Genomic DNA, 23,569 nt, shown 5'->3' with positions numbered 1-23,569 from the left:
ATAGTCATGCTGCAACCGAAGCGCACCAAGTTCCGCAAGGCCTTCAAGGGCCGCATCCACGGCGATGCCAAGGGCGGTACGAGCCTCAACTTCGGCGCCTATGGCCTCAAGGCCCTGGAGCCGGAGCGGATCACCGCCCGCCAGATCGAGGCGGCCCGCCGCGCGATCACGCGTCACATCAAGCGCCAGGGGCGTTTGTGGATCCGCGTCTTCCCGGACGTGCCGGTCTCGTCGAAGCCCGCCGAAGTCCGCATGGGCTCGGGCAAGGGCTCGCCGGAGTTCTGGGCGGCCCGCGTCAAGCCCGGCCGCATCCTGTTCGAGCTGGACGGTGTTGACGGCGGCCTCGCCGCCGAAGCGTTCAGCCGCGCCGCGATGAAGCTCCCCATCAAGACCAAGGTCGTTGCCCGCCTGGGCGACACCTCGCACCTCGGAGGCGAGTAATGGCCCAGAGTAAGAAGAACGGGACCGATTACAACGGCCAGAGCGACGACCAGCTCGTCGAGAGCCTGGGCAACCTGAAGCGCGAGCAGTTCAACCTGCGCTTCCAGGCTGCGACCAACCAGCTCGAGAAGCCGAGCCGCGTGAAGGAAGTCCGTCGCGATATCGCGCGGATCAAGACCCTGCAGGCGCAGCGCACCAGCGCTGCGGCCGCCAAGTAAGGAACGACACATGCCGAAGCGCGTGCTGACCGGAGTGATCGTCTCCGACAAGGGCGAGAAGACGGTGGTCGTGAACGTCGAGCGTAAGGTCAAGCACCCGCTCTACGGCAAGATCATCCGCCGTTCGAAGAAGTACCACGCCCATGACGAGGCGAACGAGTACAAGGCCGGCGAGACCGTGCGCATCGAAGAGACTGCGCCGATCTCAAAGCTGAAGACCTGGAAGGTGATCGATCGGGTGAACACCCATGCGACGCCGGAACGGGTCGACGTCGACGCATAAGTCTCCGTCCGGCTTCGGCCGGCGGACGGCGAGGGCAGGGCTTGCGTCCTGCCAGCGGAGTGGTTACAGGGCCGCTCCCCCGGTGCAGTCCGCTGCGCCGGGGTCATTGTTTTAGGCGGGGTTGGGTCGGTATCCACCCCATTGACGAGAAGGAAATGGATCGATGATCCAGATGCAATCCAATCTCGACGTCGCAGACAACAGCGGCGCGAAGCGGGTGCAGTGCATCAAGGTGCTGGGCGGCTCGAAGCGTCGCACGGCATCGGTCGGCGACATCATCGTCGTGTCGATCAAGGAAGCGCAGCCGCGTGGCAAGGTGAAGAAGGGTGACGTGCACCGCGCCGTCATCGTCCGCACCGCCAAGGACATTCATCGTGCCGATGGCTCGACCATCCGCTTCGACGGCAACGCCGCCGTCCTGGTCAACAAGAACGAGGAGCCGATCGGCACCCGTATCTTCGGCCCGGTCGTGCGCGAGCTGCGCGGCAAGAAGCACATGAAGATCATCTCTCTCGCGCCTGAGGTGCTGTAATGGCTGCCGCGAAGATCAAGAAGGGCGACCAGGTCATCGTCCTGTCCGGCAAGGACAAGGGCAAGACCGGCACCGTCACGCAGGCGATGCCGAAGGACGGCAAGGTCGTCGTGGGCGGCGTCAACGTCGCGACCCGTCACCGCAAGCCGACCCAGGCGAACCCGCAGGGCGGCCTGGAGCGCGTCGAAGCGCCGCTGCACATCTCGAAGGTCGCGCACGTGACCGCGGACGGCAAGCCGACCCGCGTCCGTTTCGAGACCCAGGACGGCAAGAAGGTCCGCGTGGCCGTCAAGACCGGGGAGAAGATCGATGGCTGATGCCTATAAGCCCCGCATGAAGGCGATCTACGAGGATCGCATCATCAAGGCGATGACCGACAAGTTCGGCTACAAGAACGTCAACGAGATTCCGCGGATCGAGAAGATCGTGCTCAACATGGGCGTCGGCGAGGCGACCCAGGACAAGAAGCGCGTCGATCAGGCGGCTTCGGAGATGGAGCTGATCGCCGGCCAGAAGCCGGTGGTGACAAAGGCGAAGAAGTCGATCGCGCAGTTCAAGCTGCGCGAGGGCATGCCGATCGGCGTGAAGGTCACCCTTCGCCGCGAGCGCATGTACGAGTTCCTCGACCGCTTCATCACGATCGCCCTGCCGCGCGTGCGCGACTTCCGCGGTCTGAACCCGAAGAGCTTCGACGGTCGCGGCAACTATGCCTGCGGTATCAAGGAGCAGATCATTTTTCCCGAGATCAACTATGACCGCATCGAGAAGGTGCGCGGCATGGACGTGATCGTCACCACCTCGGCGAAGACCGACGACGAAGCGCGCGAGCTGCTCCGTCTGTTCGGCTTCCCGTTCCCGCAGCCCGAGGCCGCCGAAGAGAAGAAGGCGGCGTAATCGGGACAGGGGAGGGGCCGTATCGAGCTGCGCTCGCGCCGGTCCTTCCCTCCCCCAACCCCTTCCGTTCGCGGGAGGGGAGCTAAGGAAGAAGAGCTTAAGTCCATGGCGAAACTGAGTTCGATCAACAAGAACGAGCGTCGCAAGAAGCTGGTGAAGCAATATGCCGGCAAGTTTGCGAAGCTGAAGGCCCAGGCTAACGACGAGAGCCTGGACGAGAGCGAGCGTCTGATCGCCCGCCTCAAGATGGCGGAGCTGCCGCGCAACGCGAACCCGACCCGGATCCGCAACCGTTGCGAGATCACCGGCCGCCCGCGCGCTTACTACCGCAAGTTCCGCCTCGCGCGCGTCATGCTGCGTGATCTTGCCAACAAGGGCATGATCCCCGGCCTCACGAAGTCGAGCTGGTAAGGATTAGATCATGGCAGTGACCGATCCCCTGGGTGACCTGCTCACCCGCATCCGCAACGGCCAGCGCGCGCGCAAGGACTCCGTCCTGACGCCGGCGTCGAAGCTGCGCGCCCGCGTGCTCGACGTCCTCCAGCGCGAGGGCTATATCCGTGGTTACAGCGAAGAGCAGATGGGCCCCGCGGCCGGCATCCGCGTCGAGCTGAAGTATTTCGAAGGCCAGCCGGCGATCAAGCATCTCGCCCGCGTGTCGAAGCCGGGCCGCCGCATCTATTCGGGTGCGCAGGACCTGCCGCGCGTGCGCAACGGCCTGGGCATCACCATCGTGTCGACTCCGCGCGGCGTGCTCTCGGATGCCGAGGCGCGCGAGCAGAACGTCGGCGGCGAAGTCCTGGCGGAGGTGTTCTGATGAGTCGCATCGGTAAGAAGGCGGTCCCGGTTCCGGCCGGCGTCACCGCGACCATCGCCGACAAGGTGCTGAGCGTGAAGGGTCCCAAGGGCACCCTGTCGATGCCGCTCGCCGACGAGATCGCCTATGACGTCCAGCCGGACGCGATCGGCGTGACGCCTGCGAACGACACCAAGCGCGCCCGCTCCTTCTGGGGAATGCAGCGCACGCTGGTGCAGAACCTGGTCACCGGCGTGACGACGGGCTTCTCGAAGAAGCTGGTCATCACCGGCGTCGGCTATCGCGCCGCGGCGCAGGGCAAGACCCTGAAGCTGCAGCTCGGCTACAGCCACGACGTCAACATCGACGTGCCGGAAGGCATCGAGGTGAAGACGCCGGACGCCACCACCGTCGAGATCAGCGGGTCGGACAAGCAGAAGGTCGGTCAGCTGGCCGCCGAGATCCGCCGCTGGCGCAAGCCGGAGCCGTACAAGGGCAAGGGCATCAAGTACGACGGCGAGTTCATCTTCCGCAAGGAAGGGAAGAAGAAGTAATGACCAAGGGTCTCTCTCTGTTCGAGAAGCGCCGTCGGCGCAATCGTACCGCGCTCAAGGCGCGTGCCGGTGGTCGTCCGCGCCTGTCCGTGCACCGTTCCGGCAAGCACATTTACGCCCAGGTGATCGACGACGAGGCGGGCAAGACCGTCGCGTCGGCGTCGACCCTGGAAAAGGGTGCGCGCGACACGTCGGGTGCCAATGTCGCGGCAGCGACCGAGGTCGGCAAGCGCGTCGCGGAAGCGGCGAAGGCCGCCGGCGTCACGCAGGTCGTGTTCGACCGCGGTGGCTTCCTGTTCCACGGCCGCGTCAAGGCGCTCGCCGAAGCGGCTCGCGAAGCCGGACTGGAGTTCTAAGTGATGGCTGACGAAAACACCGTGCAGCAGGCTGCCGGCGCCGAGGGCGCTCCGCAGCAGGACGCGGCACCCCAGGGCGGTCGCGGTCCTCGCGGCGGCCGTGGTCGCGGCCAGGGCGGCGATCGTGGTCGCGGCGGCCGTGACGGCAACCGCGGTCGTCGCGACGATCGTCGCGGCGCCGAGGATGGCGGCGAAGAGCTGATCGAGAAGCTGGTTCACATCAACCGCGTCTCGAAGACCGTGAAGGGCGGCAAGCGCTTCGGCTTCGCGGCGCTGGTCGTCGTGGGCGACGGCAAGGGCCGCGTCGGCTTCGGTCATGGCAAGGCGCGCGAAGTGCCGGAAGCCATTTCCAAGGCGACCGCTTCGGCGAAGAAGGCGATGGTCCGCGTTCCCCTGAAGGACGGCCGCACGCTGCATCACGACGGCAACGGCCACTTCGGTGCCGGTCGCGTGACGCTCCGTTCGGCGCCGCAGGGCACCGGCATCATCGCGGGTGGCCCTATGCGCGCCATCTTCGAGAGCCTGGGCGTTGCCGACGTCGTGACCAAGTCGGTCGGCACGTCCAACCCCTACAACATGATCCGCGCCACGTTCGAGGCGCTGACCGACCAGACTTCGCCGAAGTCCGTCGCGCAGCGTCGTGGCAAGAAGATCGCCGACCTGCTCGGTCGTGGCGGCGCCGACAAGGGCGTTGCCGAGGCCGAAGCCGCGGCCGTCACGGAGTAACGGGACATGGCGACGATCAAGATCAAGCAGACCGGTTCGCCGATCCGCCGCACCAAGGATCAGCGCGCGACGCTGGTCGGCCTTGGCCTCAACAAGATGCACAAGGTTTCGGAGCTCGAGGATACCCCCGAGGTCCGCGGCATGATCCGCAAGGTCCAGCACATGGTCGAGGTTCAGGGCTGATTGTGGTCCTGCGCAAGCAGGAACGCTAAAGCCACGGACCGGACCGGTATGACCCTGGGCTCCCGCGTTCGCGGGAGCACGGGACCTAGTGACAAATACGGGGAGGGGGGCTAATCGGCCCCCTTCCTTTTTCCATCAGCGCGACAAAAGCGAAAGCGAGTGCATATCATGAAGCTCAACGAACTCCGCGACAACCAGGGCGCCCGCAAGTCCAAGATCCGCGTCGGCCGCGGCATCGGCTCGGGCAAGGGCAAGACCGGCGGCCGCGGCGTCAAGGGTCAGAAGAGCCGCGAGGGCGTCAGCATCGCCGGCTTCGAGGGCGGCCAGATGCCGCTCCACATGCGTCTGCCGAAGCGCGGCTTCAACAACATCTTCGCCAAGGACTATGCGACGGTGAACACCGGCGCGATCCAGAAGGCGATCGATTCGGGCAAGCTGAAGGCCGAGGGCACGATCGACCATGCGGCGCTGAAGGCTGCTGGCCTGGCGCGTGGCGGCAAGGACGGCGTGCGTCTGCTCGGCAAGGGCGACCTGACCGCGAAGCTGGCCTTCACCGTCGCCGGCGTTTCCGCCTCGGCGCGTGAGATGATCGAGAAGGCCGGCGGTTCGGTCGATGTCCCGACGGTCGTTCCGGCCGCCGAGAAGGCCGCCGCCAAGAAGGGCGTCGCCTACAAGGCGCGCCAGGAGAAGAAGGCGTCGTTCAAGGCGTGACCCTTGCCGGTTCCCCGGCGTCCGCCGGGGCCCAGTAACGGGCCGCCCGCGACTGGGCTCCGGCCTCCGCCGGGGAACAATAGCTCCCATGGGTTAGACAAGCCTCGGAGCATGACTATATGAGCGGCGGGGGCGGTTGAACGCTTACCCGCCGTTTCTGTTTCCAGGACACCGACACGCATGGCATCCGCAGCCGACCAGATGGCGCAAAGCATCAGCCTGGCGAAGTTCGCCAAGGCCACCGACCTCAAGAAGCGGCTTTGGTTCACGATCGGCGCGCTGATCGTCTTCCGCCTGCTCAGCTACGTGCCGCTTCCGGGCATCGACCCGACCGTGCTCAGCCAGCTGTCGCAGCGGACCAGCGGCGGCGTGCTCGACTTCTTCAATACCTTCTCCGGCGGTGCGCTGACGCGCATGTCGCTGATCGCGCTGGGCGTGATGCCGTACATCACGGCGTCGATCGTCGTGCAGCTGGCGACGTCGCTCAGCCCGCAGCTTGCCGCGATCAAGAAGGAAGGCGAGTCGGGCCGCAAGAAGCTCAACCAATACACCCGCTACGGCACGGTCGCGCTGACCGCGGTACAGGGCTATTTCATCGCCGTCGGCCTGGAGGCGTTCGGTGCCAGCCAGGGCGTGCAGGCGGTGATCGAGCCTGGCCTGACCTTCCGCATCGCGGCGGTGGTCAGCCTGATCGGCGGCACGATGTTCCTGATGTGGCTGGGCGAGCAGATCACCAGCCGCGGCATCGGCAACGGCGTCAGCCTGATCATCATGGCCGGCATCGTCGCGCATCTCCCGACGACGCTGGTCAATCTGCTCGAGGGCGGCCGGTCGGGTTCGATCGACGCGGTGCGACTGGTCAGCATCGTCGCGGCGGTCGTGGTGCTCGTGCTGTTCATCTGCTTCATGGAGCGCGCGCAGCGCCGCATCCTGATCCAATATCCCAAGCGCCAGACGCAGCGCGGCATGCAGGCCGATCGCAGCCACCTGCCGCTGAAGCTCAACACCGCCGGCGTGATTCCGCCGATCTTCGCCTCGTCGCTGCTGCTGATGCCGCTGACGATCAGCCAGTTCGCCGGCCAGCGCGTCGCAGGGACGAGCAAGTGGGGCGACTTCATCATCACGCTCAACCAATATCTGCAGCACGGCAGCCCGGTGTACATGGCGCTCTATGCCGCCGGCATCATCTTCTTCTCGTTCTTCTACACCGCCGTGGTGTTCAACCCGGAAGAGACGGCGGACAATCTGAAGCGCTACGGCGGCTTCATCCCCGGCATCCGTCCCGGCAAGAACACCGAGACCTATTTCGATTACGTGCTGACGCGCATCACCGTGATCGGTGCGGCCTATCTGGTCATCATCTGCCTGTTGCCGGAATATCTGGTGTCGGCGCTGTCGATCCCCTTCTATCTCGGTGGCACCAGCCTGCTGATCGTGGTCAACGTGACGATGGACACGGTGACCCAGATCCAGAGCCACCTGCTGGCGCACCAGTATGGCGATCTGATCAAGAAGGCGAAGCTGAAGGGCGGACGCCTGCGCTGATCGGCGCCGTCACACGGTTTGAAAGGGGAAGACGCGCGTGAACATCATCCTTCTCGGGCCGCCGGGGGCGGGCAAGGGCACCCAGGCGCAGCGGCTGATGACGACGCGCGGCATGGTCCAGCTTTCCACCGGCGACATGCTGCGCGCCGCGGTCAAGGCGGGATCGCCCGTCGGGCTGCAGGCAAAGGCCGTGATGGATGCCGGGCAGCTTGTCTCCGACGACATCGTCTCGGCGCTGATCGGCGAACGCCTCGACCAGGGTATCGGTGGCGGAGCGATCTTCGACGGCTATCCCCGTACCGCCGCGCAGGCCGAGGCGCTCGACGGCCTGCTTGAGGCCCGCGACCAGACGCTCGACTTCGTCATCGAGCTCGAGGTCGACGAGGCCGCGCTGATCGAGCGCGTCGAGGGACGTTACACCTGCGCCCGCTGCGGCACCGGATACCATGACCGCTTCAAGCTGCCGAAGGTGCCGGGCGTCTGCGACGTCTGCGGCTCCACCGAATTCAAGCGGCGGCCCGACGACAATGCGGAGACGGTCCGTACGCGGATGCAGGAGTATCGCGCCAAGACCGCGCCGATCCTGCCGATCTACCAGGTGCGCGGGCTGGTGCACCGCGTCGACGGCATGGCCGACATCGAGCACGTCGCACAGTCGATCGACGCGATCCTCGACGGCCGCGGATAAGCGGTCATCGGCCGGGCGCCACGGGCGTCGACGACGGGTGTCGCAGCGATGCGGCGCCCGTTGTCGTGTCACATGACGAATCTTTCATACTGATTTCATGATCGCGGCGATCAGCTAAGCCTAGAACGGCAATCAACGATTTGGCAGGATCGGTACCCGACACTCCCGGGGGTATCGTTGGAGGCCGGCGGAGAGGTTGCTTTCCGCCGGCCTTTCCCGTCAAACGGAGATCGACGAGGACGAAGCGCGCGTGACCCGGAAGATCCTGATTGTCGAGGACGACAGCTCGACCGCTGCCTATCTGACCAAGGGGCTGTCGGAGGCCGGCTATGCCGTGGAGGCGGCGAAGGACGGGCGTGACGGCCTGTTCCTGGCGAGCGAGGGCATATTCGACCTGATCATCGCCGACCGCATGCTGCCGGGCCTGGACGGCCTGCAGATGGTCAGCGCGATCCGTGCCGCGGGCATCGCGACGCCGGTCTTGGTGCTGTCCGCGCTCGCGGCGGTGGATGATCGCGTCGACGGGCTCAAGGCCGGGGCGGACGACTATCTGTGCAAGCCCTTCTCGTTCGCCGAACTGTCCGCGCGGATCGAGGCGCTGGTGCGTCGGACGGATCGCGCCGCGAGCGAACCGACCAAGACCAAGCTGGCGGTTGGCGATCTGGAGATCGACCTGCTCGCGCGTCACGTCACGCGGGCGGGGCGGACCATTCCGCTCGGCGCGCGCGAATTCAATCTGCTCGAGTTCCTTGCTCGCCATGCCGGCCAGGTGGTGACGCGCACGATGATGCTCGAGAAGATCTGGAACTATCATTTCGATCCGGGTTCGAACGTTGTCGACGTCCATATCGGGCGCCTTCGCCGCAAGCTGGAGGACGGCTTCGGCGTGCCGATCCTCCACACCGTGCGCGGCGCGGGCTATCGCCTCGCCGTGGATTGAGCCGGGCGGAAGGGAGCTCATCGTCCTGCGCGCCCTTCGCCTGTCGGTCACCGCGCGCATCGCGCTGCTGTCGATCGCGCTCGCGCTCGTCTCCAACCTCGTCCTCGTCGGCTTCGTCTGGAAGCAGACCAGCGCCGCGGCGATCAGCACGGTACGGCGCGAGACGATCGAGAAGTCCGACGCGATGCGGGCGCTGTTCCACACCGGCGGCATGGCCGCGGTCCGCGAGGCGATCGGGGAAGGCCGCGCACCCGGCGACACTTCGCTGGTCCTGGCGGTGCTCGATCGTCGGGGCTACCGCGTCAGCGGCTTCGGACCGGCAAGGGTAACGATCCCGCTCGTCGCCGCGACCTTTCGCATGTCCGATATCGACGGCTCGAAGACCACCACCGACGTCGGCTATGCGCTGCATCCCATCGGAGACCATTGGCTGCTCGTCGGACGCAGTCTCGACCTCGTGCAGGCGGAGCAGCGGGCGATCGAGGGGGCATTGGCGGTCGCGGTCATCCTGTCGCTGATGCTGGGCGTTCTCGCCGGGCTCGTTCTGGCGCGTTACGTCGGACGCAGGCTGGAACGGATCGCCGCGGTCGTCGAGGCGGCGGGCGAGGGCGATCTGTCGCGGCGCGTGCCGATGGACGGGGGGCATGGCGACGGGTTCGATCGCCTGGCGGAGCAGCTCAACCGCATGCTGGGCAAGGTGGAGCGGCTGATGGTCGAGCTGCGCGTCGTCACGGACAGCCTGGCGCACGATCTCCGGTCGCCGCTCGCCCGCCTGAGGACCAAGACGGAACAGGCGGTGCTGATCGCGGATCCCGCGGCGCGGGAGGCGGCGCTCGGCGGGCTGCTGGTCGAAACCGATCTGGTCATGCGCATGCTGACGATGGTCATCGAGATCAGCCGGTCCGAGGCGGTGTCGCGCGACCGCTTCACGCTCGTCGAGCCCGCCGAGCTCGTCGAGGAGATCGGCGAATTGTACGAGCCGGTCGCCGAGGAGGCGGGGTTCGTCTTCTCCGTCGCGATCGACGCCGAGCCGCCTGCGATGCCGCTGCATCGGGAATTGCTCAGCCAGGCGATCAGCAATCTCATCGACAATGCCCTGAAGCACGCCGCGACGGGGAGAATGCTGGTCCTGCGCCTGACGACGGTAGCGGGCGCGATCGCTATCCAGGTCGAAGACCGCGGCCATGGCATTCCGGAAACCGATCGTGCGCAGGCGCTCAAGCGCTTCGGTCGGCTCGATGCGGCCCGCACCACGCCGGGCGCGGGGCTTGGGATGGCGCTGATCGAGGCGGTGGCCAGGCTCCACGACGGGCGGTTCGAACTGGCGGACAACGCCCCGGGGCTCATCGCCCGCATCGTGCTGCCGACCTGATCTGTCGGCATTGGTCGCATTTTTCGGGCGACTGGCAGTTAACCATTTGTCAGCGGACCAAAGCTTAGGTTTGGCGCTGCGTGCGGCCGGGGGGCCGCGGGGGCTTGGACCGTTTGGCGGCGAGAGGGAGCATCATGCTCGGGGCGTTCGTATTCACCTATGGAATGTTGGCCAGTTTCGTGTTGCAGGGAGCCGAGCGCAACCGCCGCTCCGGTCGGGCAAATCCGCCGGTCCTCGAATATGTCGGCTATACCCTGTGCGGCTTGTCCGCCGGTCTGGCGGTGATGCTGCTCGTCATGGCCTTCACGGCACCCGGCGCCATCCCGATCGCCTGAGCGCCGTCAGCCTCGCGTGCCGGTGCGCAGCGCCGCCTCGATCCTGGCGAGGAGATCGGCGATGGCGGGCGCGATCCATGGCCCGGCAGGGGCCGGGTGCGGCGTGCCGACTCGGGCGGCGATGTGATCGCTGATGCGGTGCGCGAGCGGCATGGAACTACTCCTCTGGCGGTCCGACCCGAGTGTCTCCGGGACGGCTAACATTGGGTTAACGGCGACATAGGTCGCCGGCCTTGCGCGGCTGGTAGCGAGCGGCCACGTCGGTCGGCATGGATCCGCTGTCGCTGTTCGGCCTGTTCGCCATCCTGTTCATGCTTCTGTGCTATATGATGGAAGCGCGGTCGCCGTGGTGGACACTCGGCTTCGCGCTCGGCTGTCTGCTGTCGTCGGCTTACGGCTTTCTGCAGGGCGCGTGGCCGTTCGGCGCCGTCGAACTGTTGTGGACCGCGATCGCGCTGCGCCGCTGGTGGCTGGCACTTGCGCGAAAAAGGGCCGTATCGGAATTGGTTGACCCCGATACGCAGCGGGGATAGTCCTTTCGGACCGAGTAGCGCGTTCCCTCTCGACCCGAAGGAACTTCGATGCCCAGCTCCGCCTATCGCCTGGCCGCCATCGCGGCGATCACCTTCGCAGCACCCGTCGCCGCCCAGACATCCCCATCGATCACCGGCACCTGGAAGGGCGACGTCGCGTCCGCCAAGCTCCCGACCAAGCCCGATATCTTCGCGATCAAGGACGGGCACTACACCTGCGCGAGCTGTACCCCGCCGATCGCCGTCAAGGCGGACGGGAGCGCGCAGGCGGTCGCCGGTCACGATTATTGGGATCACCTCACGGTCAGGATCGTCGATCCGCTGACCGTCGCCTATACCTATGCGCGCGGCGGCACGACCGTCTCGACCAGCACCGACACCGTGTCCGCCGACGGCAAGACGCTCACTACCTCATGGCGGTCGACCGACAATGCCAAGGGCATCGAACAGTCTGGCACATCGACCGAAACGCGGATCGGAACCGCGCCGGCGGGTGCGCACGCCGTATCGGGCAGCTGGCAGCGGGCCGAGATCAAGCAGGTGAGCGACTCGAGCCTGTACATGACGTTCAAGGACGCGGGCGGCGCGCTCGCCTTCTCGCAGCCCAGCGGCGAGACCTATACCGCAAAATTTGGTGGGCCTGCCGCGCCGATCGTCGGCGATCCGGCCGGCACCGTCGTCAAGGTGCGCCGTGTCGGCGCCCGGACGATCGAGGAAACCGACCTGCGCGGCGGCAAGGTTGTGTCCGTCTATACGATGACGGTGGCGCCGGACGGCAAGACCATGACCGTCGTCACCGAGGATCGAAAGGCAGGGACGAAAACGCAGTTCGTCGCCTATCGCCAATAGCGCGAGGGTGCCGGCGCGCGGCGGCCCGTCAGGGGCCCGCGCCGCCGGCGTCGACGAGGGGAACCGATCGCTTGACATGACGTTACCGGCCGCTTAACAGCCATCGCTTCCGAAACACCGGTTCCCGGCGGCGCTTGTTTGCGCTCGCCGCGCTCATGCGTACAAGGGGTCGGTGTCTGTGCGGAAGATGCGACGAGATGGGGGTCGTGGCTAGCCATGCCGGCCCCTGTGGAGCTAGGAGAAACGTTTCATGGCACGTATCGCGGGTGTCAATCTCCCGACCAACAAGCGCGTGGTGATCGCGCTGACGTACATCCACGGCATTGGCCCGGCCAAGGCCAAGGAGATCACCGGTAAGCTGAACATCGCCGCCGAGCGTCGCATCCAGGACCTGACGGACCAGGAAGTGCTGCAGATCCGCGAGACGATCGACGCCGACCACACGGTGGAGGGTGATCTTCGTCGCGAGACCGCGATGAACATCAAGCGCCTGATGGACCTCGCCTGCTATCGCGGCCTGCGTCATCGCAAGGGCCTGCCGGTCCGCGGTCAGCGTACGCACACCAACGCGCGCACCCGCAAGGGCAAGGCGAAGCCGATCGCGGGCAAGAAGAAGTAAAAACGATCCCGGGGGATCGTTTTTTCTTCTTCTCCGCCGGAGGCAGGCAAGAGGCTGAGCGCCTCCCGATCTCCGTACCACGAGATTTTGGTCAGGATTACCAACAATGGCACGTGAACCGCAGCGCCTTCGCCGTCGCGAGCGCAAGAACATCACCGCCGGCGTCGCGCATGTGAACGCCAGCTTCAACAACACCATGATCACCATCACCGATGCGCAGGGCAATGCGATCAGCTGGTCTTCGGCCGGCATGATGGGCTTCAAGGGCAGCCGCAAGTCGACTCCTTACGCGGCCCAGGTCGCTGCCGAGGACGCGGGCAAGAAGGCCGCCGAGCACGGCGTCCGCACGCTCGAGGTCGAGGTGAAGGGTCCGGGTTCGGGCCGCGAGTCGGCGCTGCGCGCGCTGCAGGCGGTCGGCTTCCAGATCACGTCGATCCGCGACGTGACGTCGATCCCGCACAACGGCGTCCGTCCGTCGAAGCGTCGTCGCGTCTGATGCTGCGCGGCCGCTGACGAGCGGCACCGCGCGTTTTTACCAGGCCGGCGTTTCCCCCGTCGGCCCAACTCCAGGGGACACAGCTTGTCTGTCAATGCAAAGAACTGGCAGGAACTGAAGAAGCCCAACGGCCTTGAGAAAAAGTCCGGCGACGGCAAGCGCAAGGCGACCTTCATCGCCGAGCCGCTGGAGCGCGGGTTCGGCCTGACGCTCGGCAACGCGCTGCGTCGCGTGCTGCTGTCGTCGCTGCAAGGCGCGGCGGTCACCTCGATCAAGATCGAGAACGTGCTGCACGAGTTCAGCAGCCTGGCCGGTGTGCGCGAAGACGTCACCGACATCGTCCTGAACGTCAAGCAGATCGCGATCCGCATGCAGGGCGAAGGCCCGAAGCGGCTCCAGCTTTCCGCCACCGGTCCGGCCGAGGTGAAGGCGGGCGACATCGCGGTGTCGGGCGATATTGAGGTGATGAACCCCGAGCTGGTCATCTGTCATCTCGACGAAGGCGCGACGTTCAACATGGAACTGACCGCCGACATCGGTAAGGGCTATGTCCCGGCGACCGCCAATCGTCCGGCCGATGCGCCGATCGGCCTGATCCCGGTCGACGCGCTCTACTCGCCGGTGCGCCAGGTGTCGTACAAGGTCGACCCGACCCGCGTCGGTCAGGACCTCGATTACGACAAGCTGACGCTGACGATCGAGACCGACGGCACCGTCACGCCCGAGGACGCGGTGGCCTATGCCGGCCGCATCCTGCAGGACCAGCTGGCGCTGTTCGTGCACTTCGACGATTCGGCGATCACGCGTTCGTCGGCTCCGGTCGGCCAGGCCGCCGTCCCGGCGACGGGTGGCGAGGTCGCGGGCGACACGCAGCAGATCAACCGTTACCTGCTCAAGAAGGTCGACGAGCTCGAACTGTCGGTGCGTTCGGCCAACTGTCTGAAGAACGACAACATCATCTATATCGGCGATCTGGTCGGCAAGACCGAGGCCGAGATGCTGCGTACGCCGAACTTCGGTCGCAAGTCGCTGAACGAGATCAAGGAAGTACTCTCGTCCATGGGCCTGCGCCTCGGTATGGAAATCCCGGGCTGGCCGCCCGAGAATATCGAGGAAATGGCCAAGAAGCTCGAGCAGGAAATCATGGGCTGAGCCTGCACCGGCGCAAGCTTGCTTGCGTCGGAGACGGGCCAGACCCGGCCGACGGGTCGGGGAGCGACGCAGTCGCAACCCGATCCCGTTCGACGTGACCGGTGCGGCTCTGCCGCACCGCCACCCGGCCACTGAAAGCGCATGCGAAAGTGTGCGACTTTTGGGATTTTCTAAAAGGTAATGGGTGGTGACCTTTTTATAACACCGCCTGGTCTGGGGTTCCGTGACACGGCCCCTTAACGAACGAAGGAAATGAATCATGCGTCATCGCGTCGGCGGCCGTAAGCTGCAGCGTACCTCGGCCCATCGTATTGCGCTGTTCCGCAACATGTCGGCCGCGCTCATCAAGCATGAGCAGATCACCACCACCGTCGCCAAGGCGAAGGAACTGCGCCCTTACGTCGAGAAGCTGGTTACGCTGGCGAAGAAGGGCGGTCTGTCGAACCGTCGTCTCGCGCACGCCCGCCTGCTCGACGACGCGCAGCTGGTGAAGCTGTTTGACGTTCTCGCGACCCGCTACGCGGATCGCAACGGCGGCTACACCCGCATCATCAAGGCCGGCATCCGCGCCAGCGATGCCTCGCCGATGGCGATCATCGAATTCGTCGATCGCGACGTCTCCGCCAAGGGCCAGGATTCGGGCCCGGTGATGAACGACGAGGACTTCGACGAGGCCGCCTGACCGGCATCCTCCCGGAGCATCCGCCATTGAAGGGGCGCGTCGGCAACGGCGCGCCCTTTTCGTTGTGTTCATCGGTCGGTCAGGTCTGAACCTTTCTAATGACCGGGATGGCGGGTAGGGGGCGGACGATGCGGCGACGGGTGGTGACGACGGGTGTGGCACTGAGCCTGACGGCATGCACCGGGCGGGGGCCGCAGCGTACGGCCATTTCGACGCCGACGTCGGAGCAATTGAAATGGGCGCGCGACCAGGCGAAAGTCACCCCGGCTCGGCTGGGTGGCGCAGTTGCGGCGGGGCTCGCCATGCAACTCTCCGGCCTGAAGGAGGAAGAGGAAGCTTCCGCCCCCGAGCTCCGGCGGGATCCACGTTTCCTCGATCTGGCGAGAACGGATGCGAGCGAGGTTCCGCTGACGCGATCGCGCCATTCCGGTCCGACGGTGGCGGGCGACGATCCGGAGACGCCGGTCACGGCGGGCGATCTGCCGCCCCCTGCGACCGTGCCGTTCATCCTGAAGCTGCCACCGGGCATTGCAATAGTGGCGCCTCGGGCTCGATCCGGTCGGGCTTGGCCTTGACGGGCTCGCCCGCTAAGGCCTGCGCCATGCAGCACAGCGACAGCATCCTCATCATCGATTTCGGCAGCCAGGTCACGCAGCTCATCGCGCGTCGGGTGCGAGAGGCGGGCGTCTATTCGGAGATCGCCCCCTTCCAGTCGGCGGATGCGGCGTTCGAGCGTATGCGGCCTGCGGGCATCATCCTGTCGGGCGGCCCGGCTTCGGTGACCGCGGAGAACAGTCCGCGCGCGCCGCAGCGCTTCTTCGAGGCGGGTATTCCCATTCTCGGCATCTGCTACGGCCAGCAGGTGATGAGCGCGCAGCTGGGCGGCAACGTCGTCGTTTCGGGCGATGGTGGTGAATTCGGCAAGGCGTTCGTCGACGTGACGGCGCCCTGTGCGCTGTTCGACGGCCTGTGGGCCGAGGGCGAGCGCCACCAGGTGTGGATGAGCCACGGTGACAAGGTCGATTCGCTCGCGCCCGGCTTCGCCCCGGTCGCCGTGTCGGAAGGCGCGCCCTTCGCCGTCGTCGCGGACGAGGCGCGGCGCTTCTATGGTGTCCAGTTCCATCCGGAGGTCGTCCACACCCCCGACGGCGGCAAGCTGATCGCCAATTTCGCGCGCCACGTCTGCGGCCTGAAGGGCGATTGGACGATGGCGGAATTTCGCAGCGCCAAGATCGCCGAGATCCGCGAGCAGGTCGGCAGTGCCAAGGTGATCTGCGGCCTGTCCGGCGGCGTCGATTCGTCGGTTGCCGCGCTGCTGATCCACGAGGCGATCGGCGACCAGCTGACCTGCGTCTTCGTCGACGGCGGCATCCTGCGGGCCGGAGAGGCCGAACAGGTCGTCAGCCTCTTCCGCGGCCATTACAACATCCCGCTCGTTCACGTGCAGGCGCAGGACCTGTTCATGGACGGTCTGGCCGGCGTCACCGATCCCGAGGCCAAGCGCAAGTTCATCGGCAAGACCTTCATCGACGTGTTCGAGGCGGAGGCGAAGAAAATCGGCGGGGCGGAGTTCCTGGCGCAGGGCACGCTCTATCCGGACGTGATCGAAAGCGTCAGCTTCACCGGCGGTCCGTCGGTGACGATCAAGAGTCACCACAATGTCGGCGGCCTGCCAGAGCGGATGAACATGAAGCTCGTCGAGCCCTTGCGCGAATTGTTCAAGGACGAGGTGCGGGTGCTCGGCCGCGAACTGGGGCTGCCGGACGTGTTCGTCGGTCGCCATCCGTTCCCCGGACCGGGCCTCGCGATCCGCATCCCGGGCGAGGTGACGCGCGAGCGGTGCGATATCCTGCGCAAGGCGGACGCCATCTATCTCGAGGAAATCCGTGCGGCGGGTCTCTACGACGCGATCTGGCAGGCCTTCGCGGTGTTGCTGCCGGTGCGGACCGTCGGCGTAATGGGGGACGGACGGACCTATGACAGCGTCCTGGCGCTGCGCGCGGTCACCTCGACCGACGGCATGACGGCGGACGTGTTCGACTTTCCGAGCGACTTCCTGCCGCGCGTCGCGACGCGGATCGTCAACGAGGTGAAGGGCGTCAACCGCGTCGTCTACGATTACACGAGCAAGCCGCCCGGCACGATCGAGTGGGAATGATCCGCTCGGGGTTCGGCGGATCCGGCGCGACGGACAGCCCGTGCCTGATCCCCTCTAGATCGGATCGCCGAGCGGGTCCGACAGGGAGGCGCGGGCCTGAGGGGCGATCCGGGTGGGCGGGGGCGGCACCGCTGCCACGCATGTGAACTCCATGGCAAACGCACGCCGGTGCAACGCGCTCGCCCGAGACCGTGACGCCGGACGACGTCGTTCTGTGCCGCGGCCGGCGCGAGCGGCAGCGCGATCACCGACGAATAGGCCAGACGTCGGGTTGCGCGTCGATCACCTTGCCCAGCGCGGCGGCGATGGCACGATCGTCGGCGACATCGGGGTGGCTGTGACAGCCGGCGAAGCGGAGGCCGGCGACCGGCACGAAGGCGACGCGGCGATCGCCGTCGCGTCGAAGCGCGGCGGCGACCCGTTCCGCCTCCCGCGCGATCTCGCCATCGGCGAGGTCGGTCGCCCACAACAGCACGAACGCACCCGGATATCGGCGGCGCAGCTGCCGGACGAAGGCGACATAGCCGCGCTCATAGTCGGCGTGGAGCGCCTCGCGGGTCGTCCAGCGCTCGCCCGGCTTCAGCTTGGTGGAGAAATCGTTGGTGCCGAGCCCGATCACGACCAGCTGCGGCCGCCAGCCGGCGGTGCGGTCCGGGGTCTTGCCGTCCAGCAAGGCGAAGGGATAGGCCTGCGGCACCGTCGGCGCGGCGAAACCATCGTAATTGCGCACGATGCCGCGGCCGGAGATCGCGTCGACCTGATAATCCGCACCATAATGAGCGGCCAGCGTGCCTGCGGGCCCCTGCGCGGTGTCGGTGGTCGCCCAGACCTGATCCTGCGTGCAATCGTTCCGGGCCGAGGTGTTGCCATAGCCGACGGTGTGCGAGTCGCCGATGAACTCGATCTGCCGCGTGCGCGGCGGCGGGGGTGCGAGCGGCGTCGTGCCGACCGGCGCATAGAGGCCGGCGATGCTGGTCGCGCCGGCCTGGCTTTCGCTGACGACCTGGATCCGGATGTCGTGGTCGCGCTCGCCCGGAGTGGCGATGCGATAGAGGCCTGGTGCGGGGCGGACCAATGCCAGCGGAGGGTTCCCGTCGATGGTGACGCGCAGCGAGACGTCGCCTGGCCCGACCGCTAGCGATACGGCCGGACCGTGGAAGCGCGCCTCCGCATAGCTGCCCGGCCATTGGCGGCGAAAGCCCGCCCCCTCCGCCACGACGCGGCCTCCGACCCGGAGCGATAGCGGTCGTCCCGCCGGCAGGCCGGCGGCCACGGCCGTTATGCCGGGCGGCAGATCGGGACGATCGTCCGCGCCGGTCGCGGCGAGGCTGATCGCAAGCATCAGCATGCGCCGGCCTGTTCGGATATCCATCGTCGCCACCTCCGGTCTTCGCCTCCGTTGGAGCCTAAGCGGCGGACCGGGGGGCGGACAATCGTAAACAAAATGATTTGCTTTTGCGGTTGCCGCTGCCAAGCTTCGGGAGGCGGAAATTATCGCGAGTTCGTAAGTGGTTGACGATTGGATCGCGGTTGCGCCGAAGCTACGCGAGGTGGCGTCGCCGCTCGCCGCCGGTGATTTCGACGCACTGATCGCAGAGGCGCGGCCGGTGGTGATGCGGGGGCTGGTCGCCGACTGGCCCGCCGTCGCCGCGGCGAAGGCGGGAAGCGACACGCTGGCCGGGCTGCTGCGCGGCTACGATGGCGGCCGGCCGCTCGGTCTGTTCGCGGGGTCACCGGCGATCGGCGGACGCTTCTTCTACCGCGACGACATGGCGGGTTACAATTTCGAGCGGGGGCAGGTGTTGTTGCCCGCGCTGCTCGATGCGCTGCTGGCGACGGCGACCGATCCGACACCGCCGGCGCTCTATGCCGGTGCGAATGCCGCCGACGAGCATTTTCCCGGCTGGACCCGCGACCATCGCCTGCCGCTGCCGTCGCCCGCCGCCGAGGCGACGGCACGGCTGTGGATCGGCAACGGCAGCCGCGTCTCGGCCCATTTCGACATGTCCGACAATGTCGCCGCCGTGGTTGCGGGGCGGCGCCGGGTCGTCCTCTTCCCACCCGATCAAGTCGGCAACCTGTATATCGGGCCTTTCGACGCGACGATGGCGGGCCAGCCGACCAGCATGGTCGATCTGGAGCAGCCCGATCATGCCCGCTATCCGCTGTTCCGGGTGGCGCAGGAGGCGGCGCAGGTCGCCGACCTGTCACCTGGCGACGCGATCTTCATCCCGGCGATGTGGTGGCACGAAATCCGTGCCACCGGCCCGCTCAACGTGCTGGTCAACTATTGGTGGACGGTGGGTACGCCGGATGCGCCGTTCGCGGTCCTGGTCCACGGGATCCTCGCTATCCGTGATCGTCCCGCGAGCGAGCGCGCCGCGTTTCGCGCTTGGTTCGATCATTATGTCTTCGGCGAGGGCGCGCGGGGCGCGGCGGACCATCTTCCGCCATCCGCGCGCAGCGTTCTGGGGCCGCCCGGCCCGGACCGCGACGCGCGAATACGCGGCTTCCTGCGTCGCATGCTCGGGGGTAGCTGACCTGCGGCAAGCCGGTCAGGGCGGTCCCGATGCGGCCGTGCCGGATCGTGCGCCAAGGCCCGCCGCCGACCCCGCCACAGGATGTGCCCCGCTTGCACCGACGGCGGGCCCCTCCGGCAGTGCCCCGGCCTTGGTAAACAGCGTTTCCGTACCTCTCCCTCCTCCCGGTTCGCGGGTTGCCCGCGGCAGCCACGATCCGGCAGGAGCCATGGTCATGTCTCCGTATCTTACCTAGAAACTGCTGGCTCCTGATCGGATTGGCCAGAGACCGGAATCGTGTCTTTTGTCCCTTTGCTTGGGCGCCAGGCGCGGAGTTCTGCTGCGTATTCGCACGCGACCGCGCGACCGATCTTGAGAAAACCCAATTCGCACTGCGTTTTCTTGACAGCTCCTCGCTGCGCTCGGCAGACAAGGCGCAAATCCGCAAGGGAGAGTAGGGATGGGGATGTCGAACGGGCTGGCGGCGCTGGCCGTCGCGACCGTGCTCGCGACGGGGGCCGCTGGCCAGCAGGCGCCCAAGGGGAGCGACGCGCGTGCGTCCGCGGCCTCGTCCGCGCTGGCGCATCCCGACCTGTGGCCCAAGCTGCAGCTCAGGCGCCAACGTGATCCGAAGATCGAGGCACGGATCGATGCGCTGCTGTCCCGGATGAGCATCGAGGACAAGGTCGGCCAGCTGATCCAGGTCGACATCGCCTCCATCACCCCGAAGGACCTTGAGACGTACAAGCTCGGCTCGATCCTCAACGGTGGCAATTCCGCACCGAACAACGACGAATTCGCGCCGGCCCCGGAATGGCTCAAGCTGTTCGACGCTTATTGGGACGCATCGGTGAAGCGGAGCGACGGACGGCCCGTCGTTCCGGTGATCTGGGGCACGGATGCGGTACACGGCGCTAACAACATCGTCGGTGCGACGCTGTTTCCGCACAACATCGGCCTCGGAGCGGCACGCGATCCGGAACTGATCCGCAAGATCGGCGCGGCGACGGCGGCGGAGACGGCGGCAACGGGTATCGACTGGAGTTTCGCGCCGACGGTGGCCGTCGTGCAGGACGACCGCTGGGGCCGCACCTACGAAAGCTATTCGGAAGATCCCGCCATCGTCGAGGCCTATGCCGGCAAGATGGTGGAGGGAATCCAGGGCACCGTGGGCGGCGACTTCATGCGGCCCGGCCACGTCATCTCCTCGATCAAGCATTTCCTCGGCGACGGCGGCACGGGCGGGCGCGATCAGGGCGACACGCGCGTATCCGAAGAGGTGCTGCGCGACGTCCATGCCGCCGGCTATCGCAGCGGTCTCGTCGCCGGTGCGCTCACCGTCATGCCCAGCTTCTCGAGCTGGAACGGGACGAAGATGACGGGCAATGCGAGCCTGCTGACCGGCGTGCTCAAGCAGCGGATGGGCTTCGACGGGTTCGCGATCGGCGACTGGAACGCGCATGGCCAGGTTCCGGGCTGCACCAACGAGGATTGTGCCGCCGCGATCAACGCGGGCCTCGACATGTTCATGTATTCGGGCGCCAAGTGGAAAGAGCTCTACGCCAACACCCTGCGCGAGGCACGGGACGGCACGATCCCCGCGGCACGGCTCGACGATGCGGTTCGGCGCATCCTGCGCGTCAAGCTGCTGGCCGGGACGTTCGAGGCAGGACGGCCGTCGTCGCGCCCCTATTCGGGGCGGTTCGAGTTGCTCGGCGCGCCGGACCATCGCGCGATAGCCCGCCAGGCGGTGCGCGAGTCGCTCGTGCTGCTCAAGAACAACGGCAGCGTCCTCCCGCTGAAGCCGGGGGCGAACATCCTCGTCGCGGGGCGCGGCGCCGACGATATCGGGCAGCAATCGGGGGGCTGGTCGATCACCTGGCAGGGCACCGGTGTCACCAACGCCAATTTCCCCAACGGCCAGTCGATCTGGTCGGGGATCGACGCCGCGGTGCGCGCTGGCGGGGGCAAGGCGACGCTCACGGCCGACGGCCGCTATGCGACACGCCCCGATGCCGCGATCGTCGTGTTCGGCGAGACGCCTTATGCCGAATTCACCGGCGACCGGCCGACGTTGGAATATAGCCCCGAAGACAAATCCGACCTCGCGCTGCTCAAGCGGCTGAAGGCGGCCGGAATCCCCGTCGTGGCGGTGTTCCTGTCCGGCCGCCCCCTGTGGGTGAACGCGGAGATCAACGCCGCCGATGCGTTCGTCGCTGCCTTCCTGCCGGGTACGGAGGGCGGCGGCATCGCCGACGTGCTGATCGCCCGCCCCGACGGCAAGCCGCGCTATGACTTCCATGGTACGCTGAGCTACTCGTGGCCGAAGCGGCTGGACCAATATGTGCTCAACCGGCGGGACCCAGGCTACGACCCGCTGTTTCCCATCGGTTACGGCCTGACCTACGCCAAGGGTGCGCAGCTGCCTGTGCTCAGCGAGACGCGGCCGGCGGGCGGCGTGGTCGACCAGAACGCGCTGTTCGTTCGCGGGCGGGTCGTCGCTGGCGCCCGGCTTGCGACGGCGGGACCGGTGCGGCAGACCCGCGTCGACCGCAATGCGCAGGAAGACAGCCTGCGCTTCGCTTTCGCGGGCGGCGGTGATGCGCGCGTGATGATCGAGGAGTCGCGCGGGATCGACCTGACGCGGGAATCGAACGGGCAGCTCAGCCTTCTACTCGACTATCGCGTCACGCAGGCGCCGACGGCGGAGGTGACGCTGGGCATGGAAGGCGGCAAGCCTGCGTCCGTTCCGATCACCGGGGCGCTCAGGGGCGAACTCGGCGCGTGGCGGCAATTGGCGGTGCCGCTGCATTGTTTCGCCGATGCCGGCGTGGCCATGGGGCAGGTGACCAGACCGTGGATCGTCGCCACCAGCGGGCGGCTTGGCCTCGACATATCATCGGTGCGCGTGGCGAGTGCGCCTCCGGGGCCGGTCAGCTGCGGCACGCGATAGGCGACGGGAAGGGGCTGGGGCGATGTCGATGCCGGATCTGACGCGGCGCCACGCGATCGGCGGCGGCGCCGCCTGCGCGCTGTTGCCGCGAGCGCTCGAAGCCGCTGTCGCGCCGCGCCTGTCCAATCCGGCCGCCGCCGGGCCGGCGCGGGCCCTCTATGCCTGGTTGTGGTCGCTCTACGGACGGCGCACGCTGACCGGACAGCAGGAAAGCCCCGGCGGGTCGCGCGATGAACTGGCCTATATAGAGCAGACCACGGGACGTCTGCCGGCGCTGCTGGGCCTGGACTATATCGATCCCGCCGACTGGAAGGGAGTCCGCGAGCGTGCCCTCGATTGGCATCGCCGCGGTGGCGTCGTCACGCTCTGCTGGCACTGGGGCGCGCCGGACATCGGTACGGGCTATGAGAATGCGAAACGCGACTTCGATGTCGCCGCCGCGCTGAAGCCCGGCACGGCGCAGCACCGGCTGATGATCGCGCAGATGGACGCGGTGGCGGGGGGAGCTGGCGTGGCTCCGCGACCGCGGCGTTCCCGTGCTGTGGCGTCCGTTTCACGAATTCAGCGGCGACTGGTTCTGGTGGGGCAAGCACGGACCCGACGCGTTCCGCGCGCTGTGGCGGACGATGTACGACCGTTATCGTACGCACCATCGGCTCGATCACCTGATCTGGGTGCTCGGTTGGGCGGGGCAGAACGTCGATCCGCGATACTTTCCCGGCCGGACAATGGTCGATGTCGCGGGGGCGGACATCTATGTCGACGATCACGACAATCTTGCACCGATGTTCGCCGCGGTGAAGCGCATCGTGGGCGACACGCTGCCGATCTGCCTGCACGAGAACGGCCCGATCCCCGATCCCGCAACCCTTGGGCCAGACGCCGACTGGCTATGGTTCATGACCTGGCACACACGCTGGCTGAAGGCGCCCGACCAGAATACCGCCGCCGGCCTGCGCGCGGCCTATAACGCGGAACGCTACCTGACGCTCGACGAGGTCGCCGCGCGTCGCCAAGCAACAGTGGAAGGATGA

Annotated in this window: 31 protein-coding genes and 1 pseudogene; 30 read left to right on the top strand and 2 right to left on the bottom strand. The window is 66.9% G+C overall.

Annotated features, from left to right (window positions below; genetic code table 11):
- Positions 1 to 6 precede the first annotated feature (6 nt).
- From rplP to IQ292_RS07015, 18 genes are all read left to right on the top strand, one after another.
- Positions 7 to 441: a 50S ribosomal protein L16 gene (gene rplP / locus IQ292_RS07100; RefSeq protein ID WP_203309603.1), complete on the top strand. Its 435-nt coding sequence runs from the start codon at positions 7 to 9 to the stop codon at positions 439 to 441.
- On the top strand, positions 441 to 659 hold the full coding sequence (rpmC, locus tag IQ292_RS07095; protein ID WP_203309602.1) for a 50S ribosomal protein L29: 219 nt from the start codon (positions 441 to 443) through the stop codon (positions 657 to 659). The genes rplP and rpmC overlap by 1 nt, the downstream gene beginning before the upstream one ends.
- 10 nt (positions 660 to 669) lie before the next feature.
- A complete protein-coding gene (rpsQ, locus tag IQ292_RS07090; RefSeq protein ID WP_203309601.1) occupies positions 670 to 942 on the top strand; it encodes a 30S ribosomal protein S17 in 273 nt (90 codons plus the stop codon).
- A 163-nt stretch (positions 943 to 1,105) separates the two neighbouring features.
- Complete coding sequence (gene rplN / locus IQ292_RS07085) at positions 1,106 to 1,474, top strand: 50S ribosomal protein L14 (RefSeq protein WP_017979484.1); 369 nt, start codon at positions 1,106 to 1,108, stop codon at positions 1,472 to 1,474.
- A complete protein-coding gene (rplX, locus tag IQ292_RS07080) occupies positions 1,474 to 1,791 on the top strand; it encodes a 50S ribosomal protein L24 (RefSeq protein WP_203309600.1) in 318 nt (105 codons plus the stop codon). Before rplN ends, rplX begins: the two co-directional genes overlap by 1 nt.
- Positions 1,784 to 2,368: a 50S ribosomal protein L5 gene (gene rplE, locus IQ292_RS07075; protein ID WP_203309599.1), complete on the top strand. Its 585-nt coding sequence runs from the start codon at positions 1,784 to 1,786 to the stop codon at positions 2,366 to 2,368. Before rplX ends, rplE begins: the two co-directional genes overlap by 8 nt.
- A 105-nt stretch (positions 2,369 to 2,473) precedes the next feature.
- Complete coding sequence (gene rpsN, locus IQ292_RS07070; protein WP_115377311.1) at positions 2,474 to 2,779, top strand: 30S ribosomal protein S14; 306 nt, start codon at positions 2,474 to 2,476, stop codon at positions 2,777 to 2,779.
- A gap of 10 nt (positions 2,780 to 2,789) precedes the next feature.
- A complete protein-coding gene (gene rpsH / locus IQ292_RS07065) occupies positions 2,790 to 3,185 on the top strand; it encodes a 30S ribosomal protein S8 (protein ID WP_115377310.1) in 396 nt (131 codons plus the stop codon).
- Entirely contained in the window at positions 3,185 to 3,718 is a 534-nt protein-coding gene (gene rplF / locus IQ292_RS07060; protein ID WP_203309598.1) for a 50S ribosomal protein L6, read from the top strand. The genes rpsH and rplF overlap by 1 nt, the downstream gene beginning before the upstream one ends.
- Entirely contained in the window at positions 3,718 to 4,074 is a 357-nt protein-coding gene (gene rplR, locus IQ292_RS07055; RefSeq protein ID WP_203309597.1) for a 50S ribosomal protein L18, read from the top strand. The genes rplF and rplR overlap by 1 nt, the downstream gene beginning before the upstream one ends.
- A 3-nt stretch (positions 4,075 to 4,077) precedes the next feature.
- Entirely contained in the window at positions 4,078 to 4,800 is a 723-nt protein-coding gene (gene rpsE, locus IQ292_RS07050) for a 30S ribosomal protein S5 (RefSeq protein WP_203309596.1), read from the top strand.
- A 6-nt stretch (positions 4,801 to 4,806) separates the two neighbouring features.
- On the top strand, positions 4,807 to 4,983 hold the full coding sequence (rpmD, locus tag IQ292_RS07045; RefSeq protein WP_115377306.1) for a 50S ribosomal protein L30: 177 nt from the start codon (positions 4,807 to 4,809) through the stop codon (positions 4,981 to 4,983).
- 168 nt (positions 4,984 to 5,151) lie between these two features.
- Positions 5,152 to 5,694 (top strand): 50S ribosomal protein L15, encoded by a 543-nt coding sequence (rplO, locus tag IQ292_RS07040; RefSeq protein ID WP_203309595.1) that lies wholly within the window; start codon positions 5,152 to 5,154, stop codon positions 5,692 to 5,694.
- A gap of 180 nt (positions 5,695 to 5,874) precedes the next feature.
- Positions 5,875 to 7,239 (top strand): preprotein translocase subunit SecY, encoded by a 1,365-nt coding sequence (secY, locus tag IQ292_RS07035; RefSeq protein WP_203309594.1) that lies wholly within the window; start codon positions 5,875 to 5,877, stop codon positions 7,237 to 7,239.
- Between the two features lie 37 nt (positions 7,240 to 7,276).
- Positions 7,277 to 7,927, top strand: coding sequence for an adenylate kinase (locus IQ292_RS07030; RefSeq protein ID WP_203309593.1), 651 nt, complete (start codon positions 7,277 to 7,279; stop codon positions 7,925 to 7,927).
- A gap of 250 nt (positions 7,928 to 8,177) precedes the next feature.
- The gene (locus tag IQ292_RS07025; protein WP_203309592.1) at positions 8,178 to 8,867 is read left to right on the top strand and encodes a winged helix-turn-helix domain-containing protein; all 690 of its coding nucleotides are present in this window, start codon (positions 8,178 to 8,180) and stop codon (positions 8,865 to 8,867) included.
- Positions 8,761 to 10,239: a sensor histidine kinase gene (locus IQ292_RS07020; RefSeq protein ID WP_238940877.1), complete on the top strand. Its 1,479-nt coding sequence runs from the start codon at positions 8,761 to 8,763 to the stop codon at positions 10,237 to 10,239. The genes IQ292_RS07025 and IQ292_RS07020 overlap by 107 nt, the downstream gene beginning before the upstream one ends.
- 134 nt (positions 10,240 to 10,373) lie before the next feature.
- A complete protein-coding gene (locus IQ292_RS07015; RefSeq protein WP_203309591.1) occupies positions 10,374 to 10,574 on the top strand; it encodes a hypothetical protein in 201 nt (66 codons plus the stop codon).
- Between the two features lie 6 nt (positions 10,575 to 10,580).
- Here the strand turns inward: IQ292_RS07015 and IQ292_RS07010 are convergent, their stop codons facing one another.
- The gene (locus IQ292_RS07010) at positions 10,581 to 10,727 is read right to left on the bottom strand and encodes a hypothetical protein (protein WP_203309590.1); all 147 of its coding nucleotides are present in this window, start codon (positions 10,725 to 10,727) and stop codon (positions 10,581 to 10,583) included.
- 116 nt (positions 10,728 to 10,843) lie between these two features.
- On the opposite strand from IQ292_RS07010, the gene IQ292_RS07005 reads away from it, so the two are divergent.
- From IQ292_RS07005 to guaA, 8 genes are all read left to right on the top strand, one after another.
- The gene (locus tag IQ292_RS07005) at positions 10,844 to 11,107 is read left to right on the top strand and encodes a hypothetical protein (RefSeq protein WP_203309589.1); all 264 of its coding nucleotides are present in this window, start codon (positions 10,844 to 10,846) and stop codon (positions 11,105 to 11,107) included.
- 48 nt (positions 11,108 to 11,155) lie between these two features.
- Complete coding sequence (locus IQ292_RS07000) at positions 11,156 to 11,956, top strand: hypothetical protein (protein WP_203309588.1); 801 nt, start codon at positions 11,156 to 11,158, stop codon at positions 11,954 to 11,956.
- A 250-nt stretch (positions 11,957 to 12,206) separates the two neighbouring features.
- The gene (rpsM, locus tag IQ292_RS06995) at positions 12,207 to 12,575 is read left to right on the top strand and encodes a 30S ribosomal protein S13 (protein ID WP_115377298.1); all 369 of its coding nucleotides are present in this window, start codon (positions 12,207 to 12,209) and stop codon (positions 12,573 to 12,575) included.
- Positions 12,576 to 12,681: 106 nt separating this feature from the next.
- Positions 12,682 to 13,071, top strand: a complete 390-nt coding sequence (gene rpsK, locus IQ292_RS06990) for a 30S ribosomal protein S11 (RefSeq protein WP_017979464.1) — start codon at positions 12,682 to 12,684, stop codon at positions 13,069 to 13,071.
- Positions 13,072 to 13,155: 84 nt separating this feature from the next.
- Entirely contained in the window at positions 13,156 to 14,223 is a 1,068-nt protein-coding gene (locus IQ292_RS06985) for a DNA-directed RNA polymerase subunit alpha (protein WP_203309587.1), read from the top strand.
- A 259-nt stretch (positions 14,224 to 14,482) separates the two neighbouring features.
- Positions 14,483 to 14,905: a 50S ribosomal protein L17 gene (gene rplQ, locus IQ292_RS06980; RefSeq protein WP_203309586.1), complete on the top strand. Its 423-nt coding sequence runs from the start codon at positions 14,483 to 14,485 to the stop codon at positions 14,903 to 14,905.
- A gap of 128 nt (positions 14,906 to 15,033) precedes the next feature.
- Positions 15,034 to 15,480, top strand: a complete 447-nt coding sequence (locus IQ292_RS06975; protein ID WP_203309585.1) for a hypothetical protein — start codon at positions 15,034 to 15,036, stop codon at positions 15,478 to 15,480.
- Positions 15,481 to 15,506: 26 nt separating this feature from the next.
- On the top strand, positions 15,507 to 17,063 hold the full coding sequence (guaA, locus tag IQ292_RS06970) for a glutamine-hydrolyzing GMP synthase (protein WP_203309584.1): 1,557 nt from the start codon (positions 15,507 to 15,509) through the stop codon (positions 17,061 to 17,063).
- A 244-nt stretch (positions 17,064 to 17,307) separates the two neighbouring features.
- Here the strand turns inward: guaA and IQ292_RS06965 are convergent, their stop codons facing one another.
- Entirely contained in the window at positions 17,308 to 18,435 is a 1,128-nt protein-coding gene (locus tag IQ292_RS06965; protein ID WP_203309583.1) for an SGNH/GDSL hydrolase family protein, read from the bottom strand.
- 136 nt (positions 18,436 to 18,571) lie between these two features.
- On the opposite strand from IQ292_RS06965, the gene IQ292_RS06960 reads away from it, so the two are divergent.
- The 4 genes and pseudogenes from IQ292_RS06960 (at position 18,572) to IQ292_RS17780 (ending at position 23,569) form a co-directional block, all read left to right on the top strand.
- Positions 18,572 to 19,603 carry a cupin-like domain-containing protein gene (locus IQ292_RS06960; protein ID WP_338057602.1) on the top strand — a complete coding sequence of 344 codons (1,032 nt, stop codon included), beginning with the start codon at positions 18,572 to 18,574 and terminating at the stop codon, positions 19,601 to 19,603.
- A gap of 445 nt (positions 19,604 to 20,048) precedes the next feature.
- Positions 20,049 to 22,535, top strand: coding sequence for a glycoside hydrolase family 3 protein (locus IQ292_RS06955; protein ID WP_203309723.1), 2,487 nt, complete (start codon positions 20,049 to 20,051; stop codon positions 22,533 to 22,535).
- Between the two features lie 22 nt (positions 22,536 to 22,557).
- Positions 22,558 to 22,980 (top strand): annotated as a pseudogene (locus IQ292_RS17885) (glycosyl hydrolase); the annotation flags it as partial.
- 91 nt (positions 22,981 to 23,071) lie between these two features.
- Positions 23,072 to 23,569 carry a glycosyl hydrolase gene (locus IQ292_RS17780; protein ID WP_203309582.1) on the top strand — a complete coding sequence of 166 codons (498 nt, stop codon included), beginning with the start codon at positions 23,072 to 23,074 and terminating at the stop codon, positions 23,567 to 23,569.

Source organism: Sphingomonas beigongshangi, assembly GCF_016820445.1.
Lineage (GTDB): Bacteria > Pseudomonadota > Alphaproteobacteria > Sphingomonadales > Sphingomonadaceae > Sphingomonas > Sphingomonas beigongshangi.
The sequence above is the reverse complement of the archived record's forward strand: the minus strand, read 5'-3'. Positions and strand labels throughout refer to the sequence as shown.

Coding starts and splice junctions, on each gene's coding strand:
- rplP (WP_203309603.1), top strand. CDS start 7: ATGCTGCAACCGAAGCGCACCAAGTTCCGCAAGGCCTTCAAGGGCCGC.
- rpmC (WP_203309602.1), top strand. CDS start 441: ATGGCCCAGAGTAAGAAGAACGGGACCGATTACAACGGCCAGAGCGAC.
- rpsQ (WP_203309601.1), top strand. CDS start 670: ATGCCGAAGCGCGTGCTGACCGGAGTGATCGTCTCCGACAAGGGCGAG.
- rplN (WP_017979484.1), top strand. CDS start 1,106: ATGATCCAGATGCAATCCAATCTCGACGTCGCAGACAACAGCGGCGCG.
- rplX (WP_203309600.1), top strand. CDS start 1,474: ATGGCTGCCGCGAAGATCAAGAAGGGCGACCAGGTCATCGTCCTGTCC.
- rplE (WP_203309599.1), top strand. CDS start 1,784: ATGGCTGATGCCTATAAGCCCCGCATGAAGGCGATCTACGAGGATCGC.
- rpsN (WP_115377311.1), top strand. CDS start 2,474: ATGGCGAAACTGAGTTCGATCAACAAGAACGAGCGTCGCAAGAAGCTG.
- rpsH (WP_115377310.1), top strand. CDS start 2,790: ATGGCAGTGACCGATCCCCTGGGTGACCTGCTCACCCGCATCCGCAAC.
- rplF (WP_203309598.1), top strand. CDS start 3,185: ATGAGTCGCATCGGTAAGAAGGCGGTCCCGGTTCCGGCCGGCGTCACC.
- rplR (WP_203309597.1), top strand. CDS start 3,718: ATGACCAAGGGTCTCTCTCTGTTCGAGAAGCGCCGTCGGCGCAATCGT.
- rpsE (WP_203309596.1), top strand. CDS start 4,078: ATGGCTGACGAAAACACCGTGCAGCAGGCTGCCGGCGCCGAGGGCGCT.
- rpmD (WP_115377306.1), top strand. CDS start 4,807: ATGGCGACGATCAAGATCAAGCAGACCGGTTCGCCGATCCGCCGCACC.
- rplO (WP_203309595.1), top strand. CDS start 5,152: ATGAAGCTCAACGAACTCCGCGACAACCAGGGCGCCCGCAAGTCCAAG.
- secY (WP_203309594.1), top strand. CDS start 5,875: ATGGCATCCGCAGCCGACCAGATGGCGCAAAGCATCAGCCTGGCGAAG.
- IQ292_RS07015 (WP_203309591.1), top strand. CDS start 10,374: ATGCTCGGGGCGTTCGTATTCACCTATGGAATGTTGGCCAGTTTCGTG.
- IQ292_RS07010 (WP_203309590.1), bottom strand. CDS start 10,727: ATGCCGCTCGCGCACCGCATCAGCGATCACATCGCCGCCCGAGTCGGC.
- IQ292_RS07005 (WP_203309589.1), top strand. CDS start 10,844: ATGGATCCGCTGTCGCTGTTCGGCCTGTTCGCCATCCTGTTCATGCTT.
- IQ292_RS07000 (WP_203309588.1), top strand. CDS start 11,156: ATGCCCAGCTCCGCCTATCGCCTGGCCGCCATCGCGGCGATCACCTTC.
- rpsM (WP_115377298.1), top strand. CDS start 12,207: ATGGCACGTATCGCGGGTGTCAATCTCCCGACCAACAAGCGCGTGGTG.
- rpsK (WP_017979464.1), top strand. CDS start 12,682: ATGGCACGTGAACCGCAGCGCCTTCGCCGTCGCGAGCGCAAGAACATC.
- rplQ (WP_203309586.1), top strand. CDS start 14,483: ATGCGTCATCGCGTCGGCGGCCGTAAGCTGCAGCGTACCTCGGCCCAT.
- IQ292_RS06975 (WP_203309585.1), top strand. CDS start 15,034: ATGCGGCGACGGGTGGTGACGACGGGTGTGGCACTGAGCCTGACGGCA.
- guaA (WP_203309584.1), top strand. CDS start 15,507: ATGCAGCACAGCGACAGCATCCTCATCATCGATTTCGGCAGCCAGGTC.
- IQ292_RS06965 (WP_203309583.1), bottom strand. CDS start 18,435: ATGGATATCCGAACAGGCCGGCGCATGCTGATGCTTGCGATCAGCCTC.
- IQ292_RS06955 (WP_203309723.1), top strand. CDS start 20,049: ATGTCGAACGGGCTGGCGGCGCTGGCCGTCGCGACCGTGCTCGCGACG.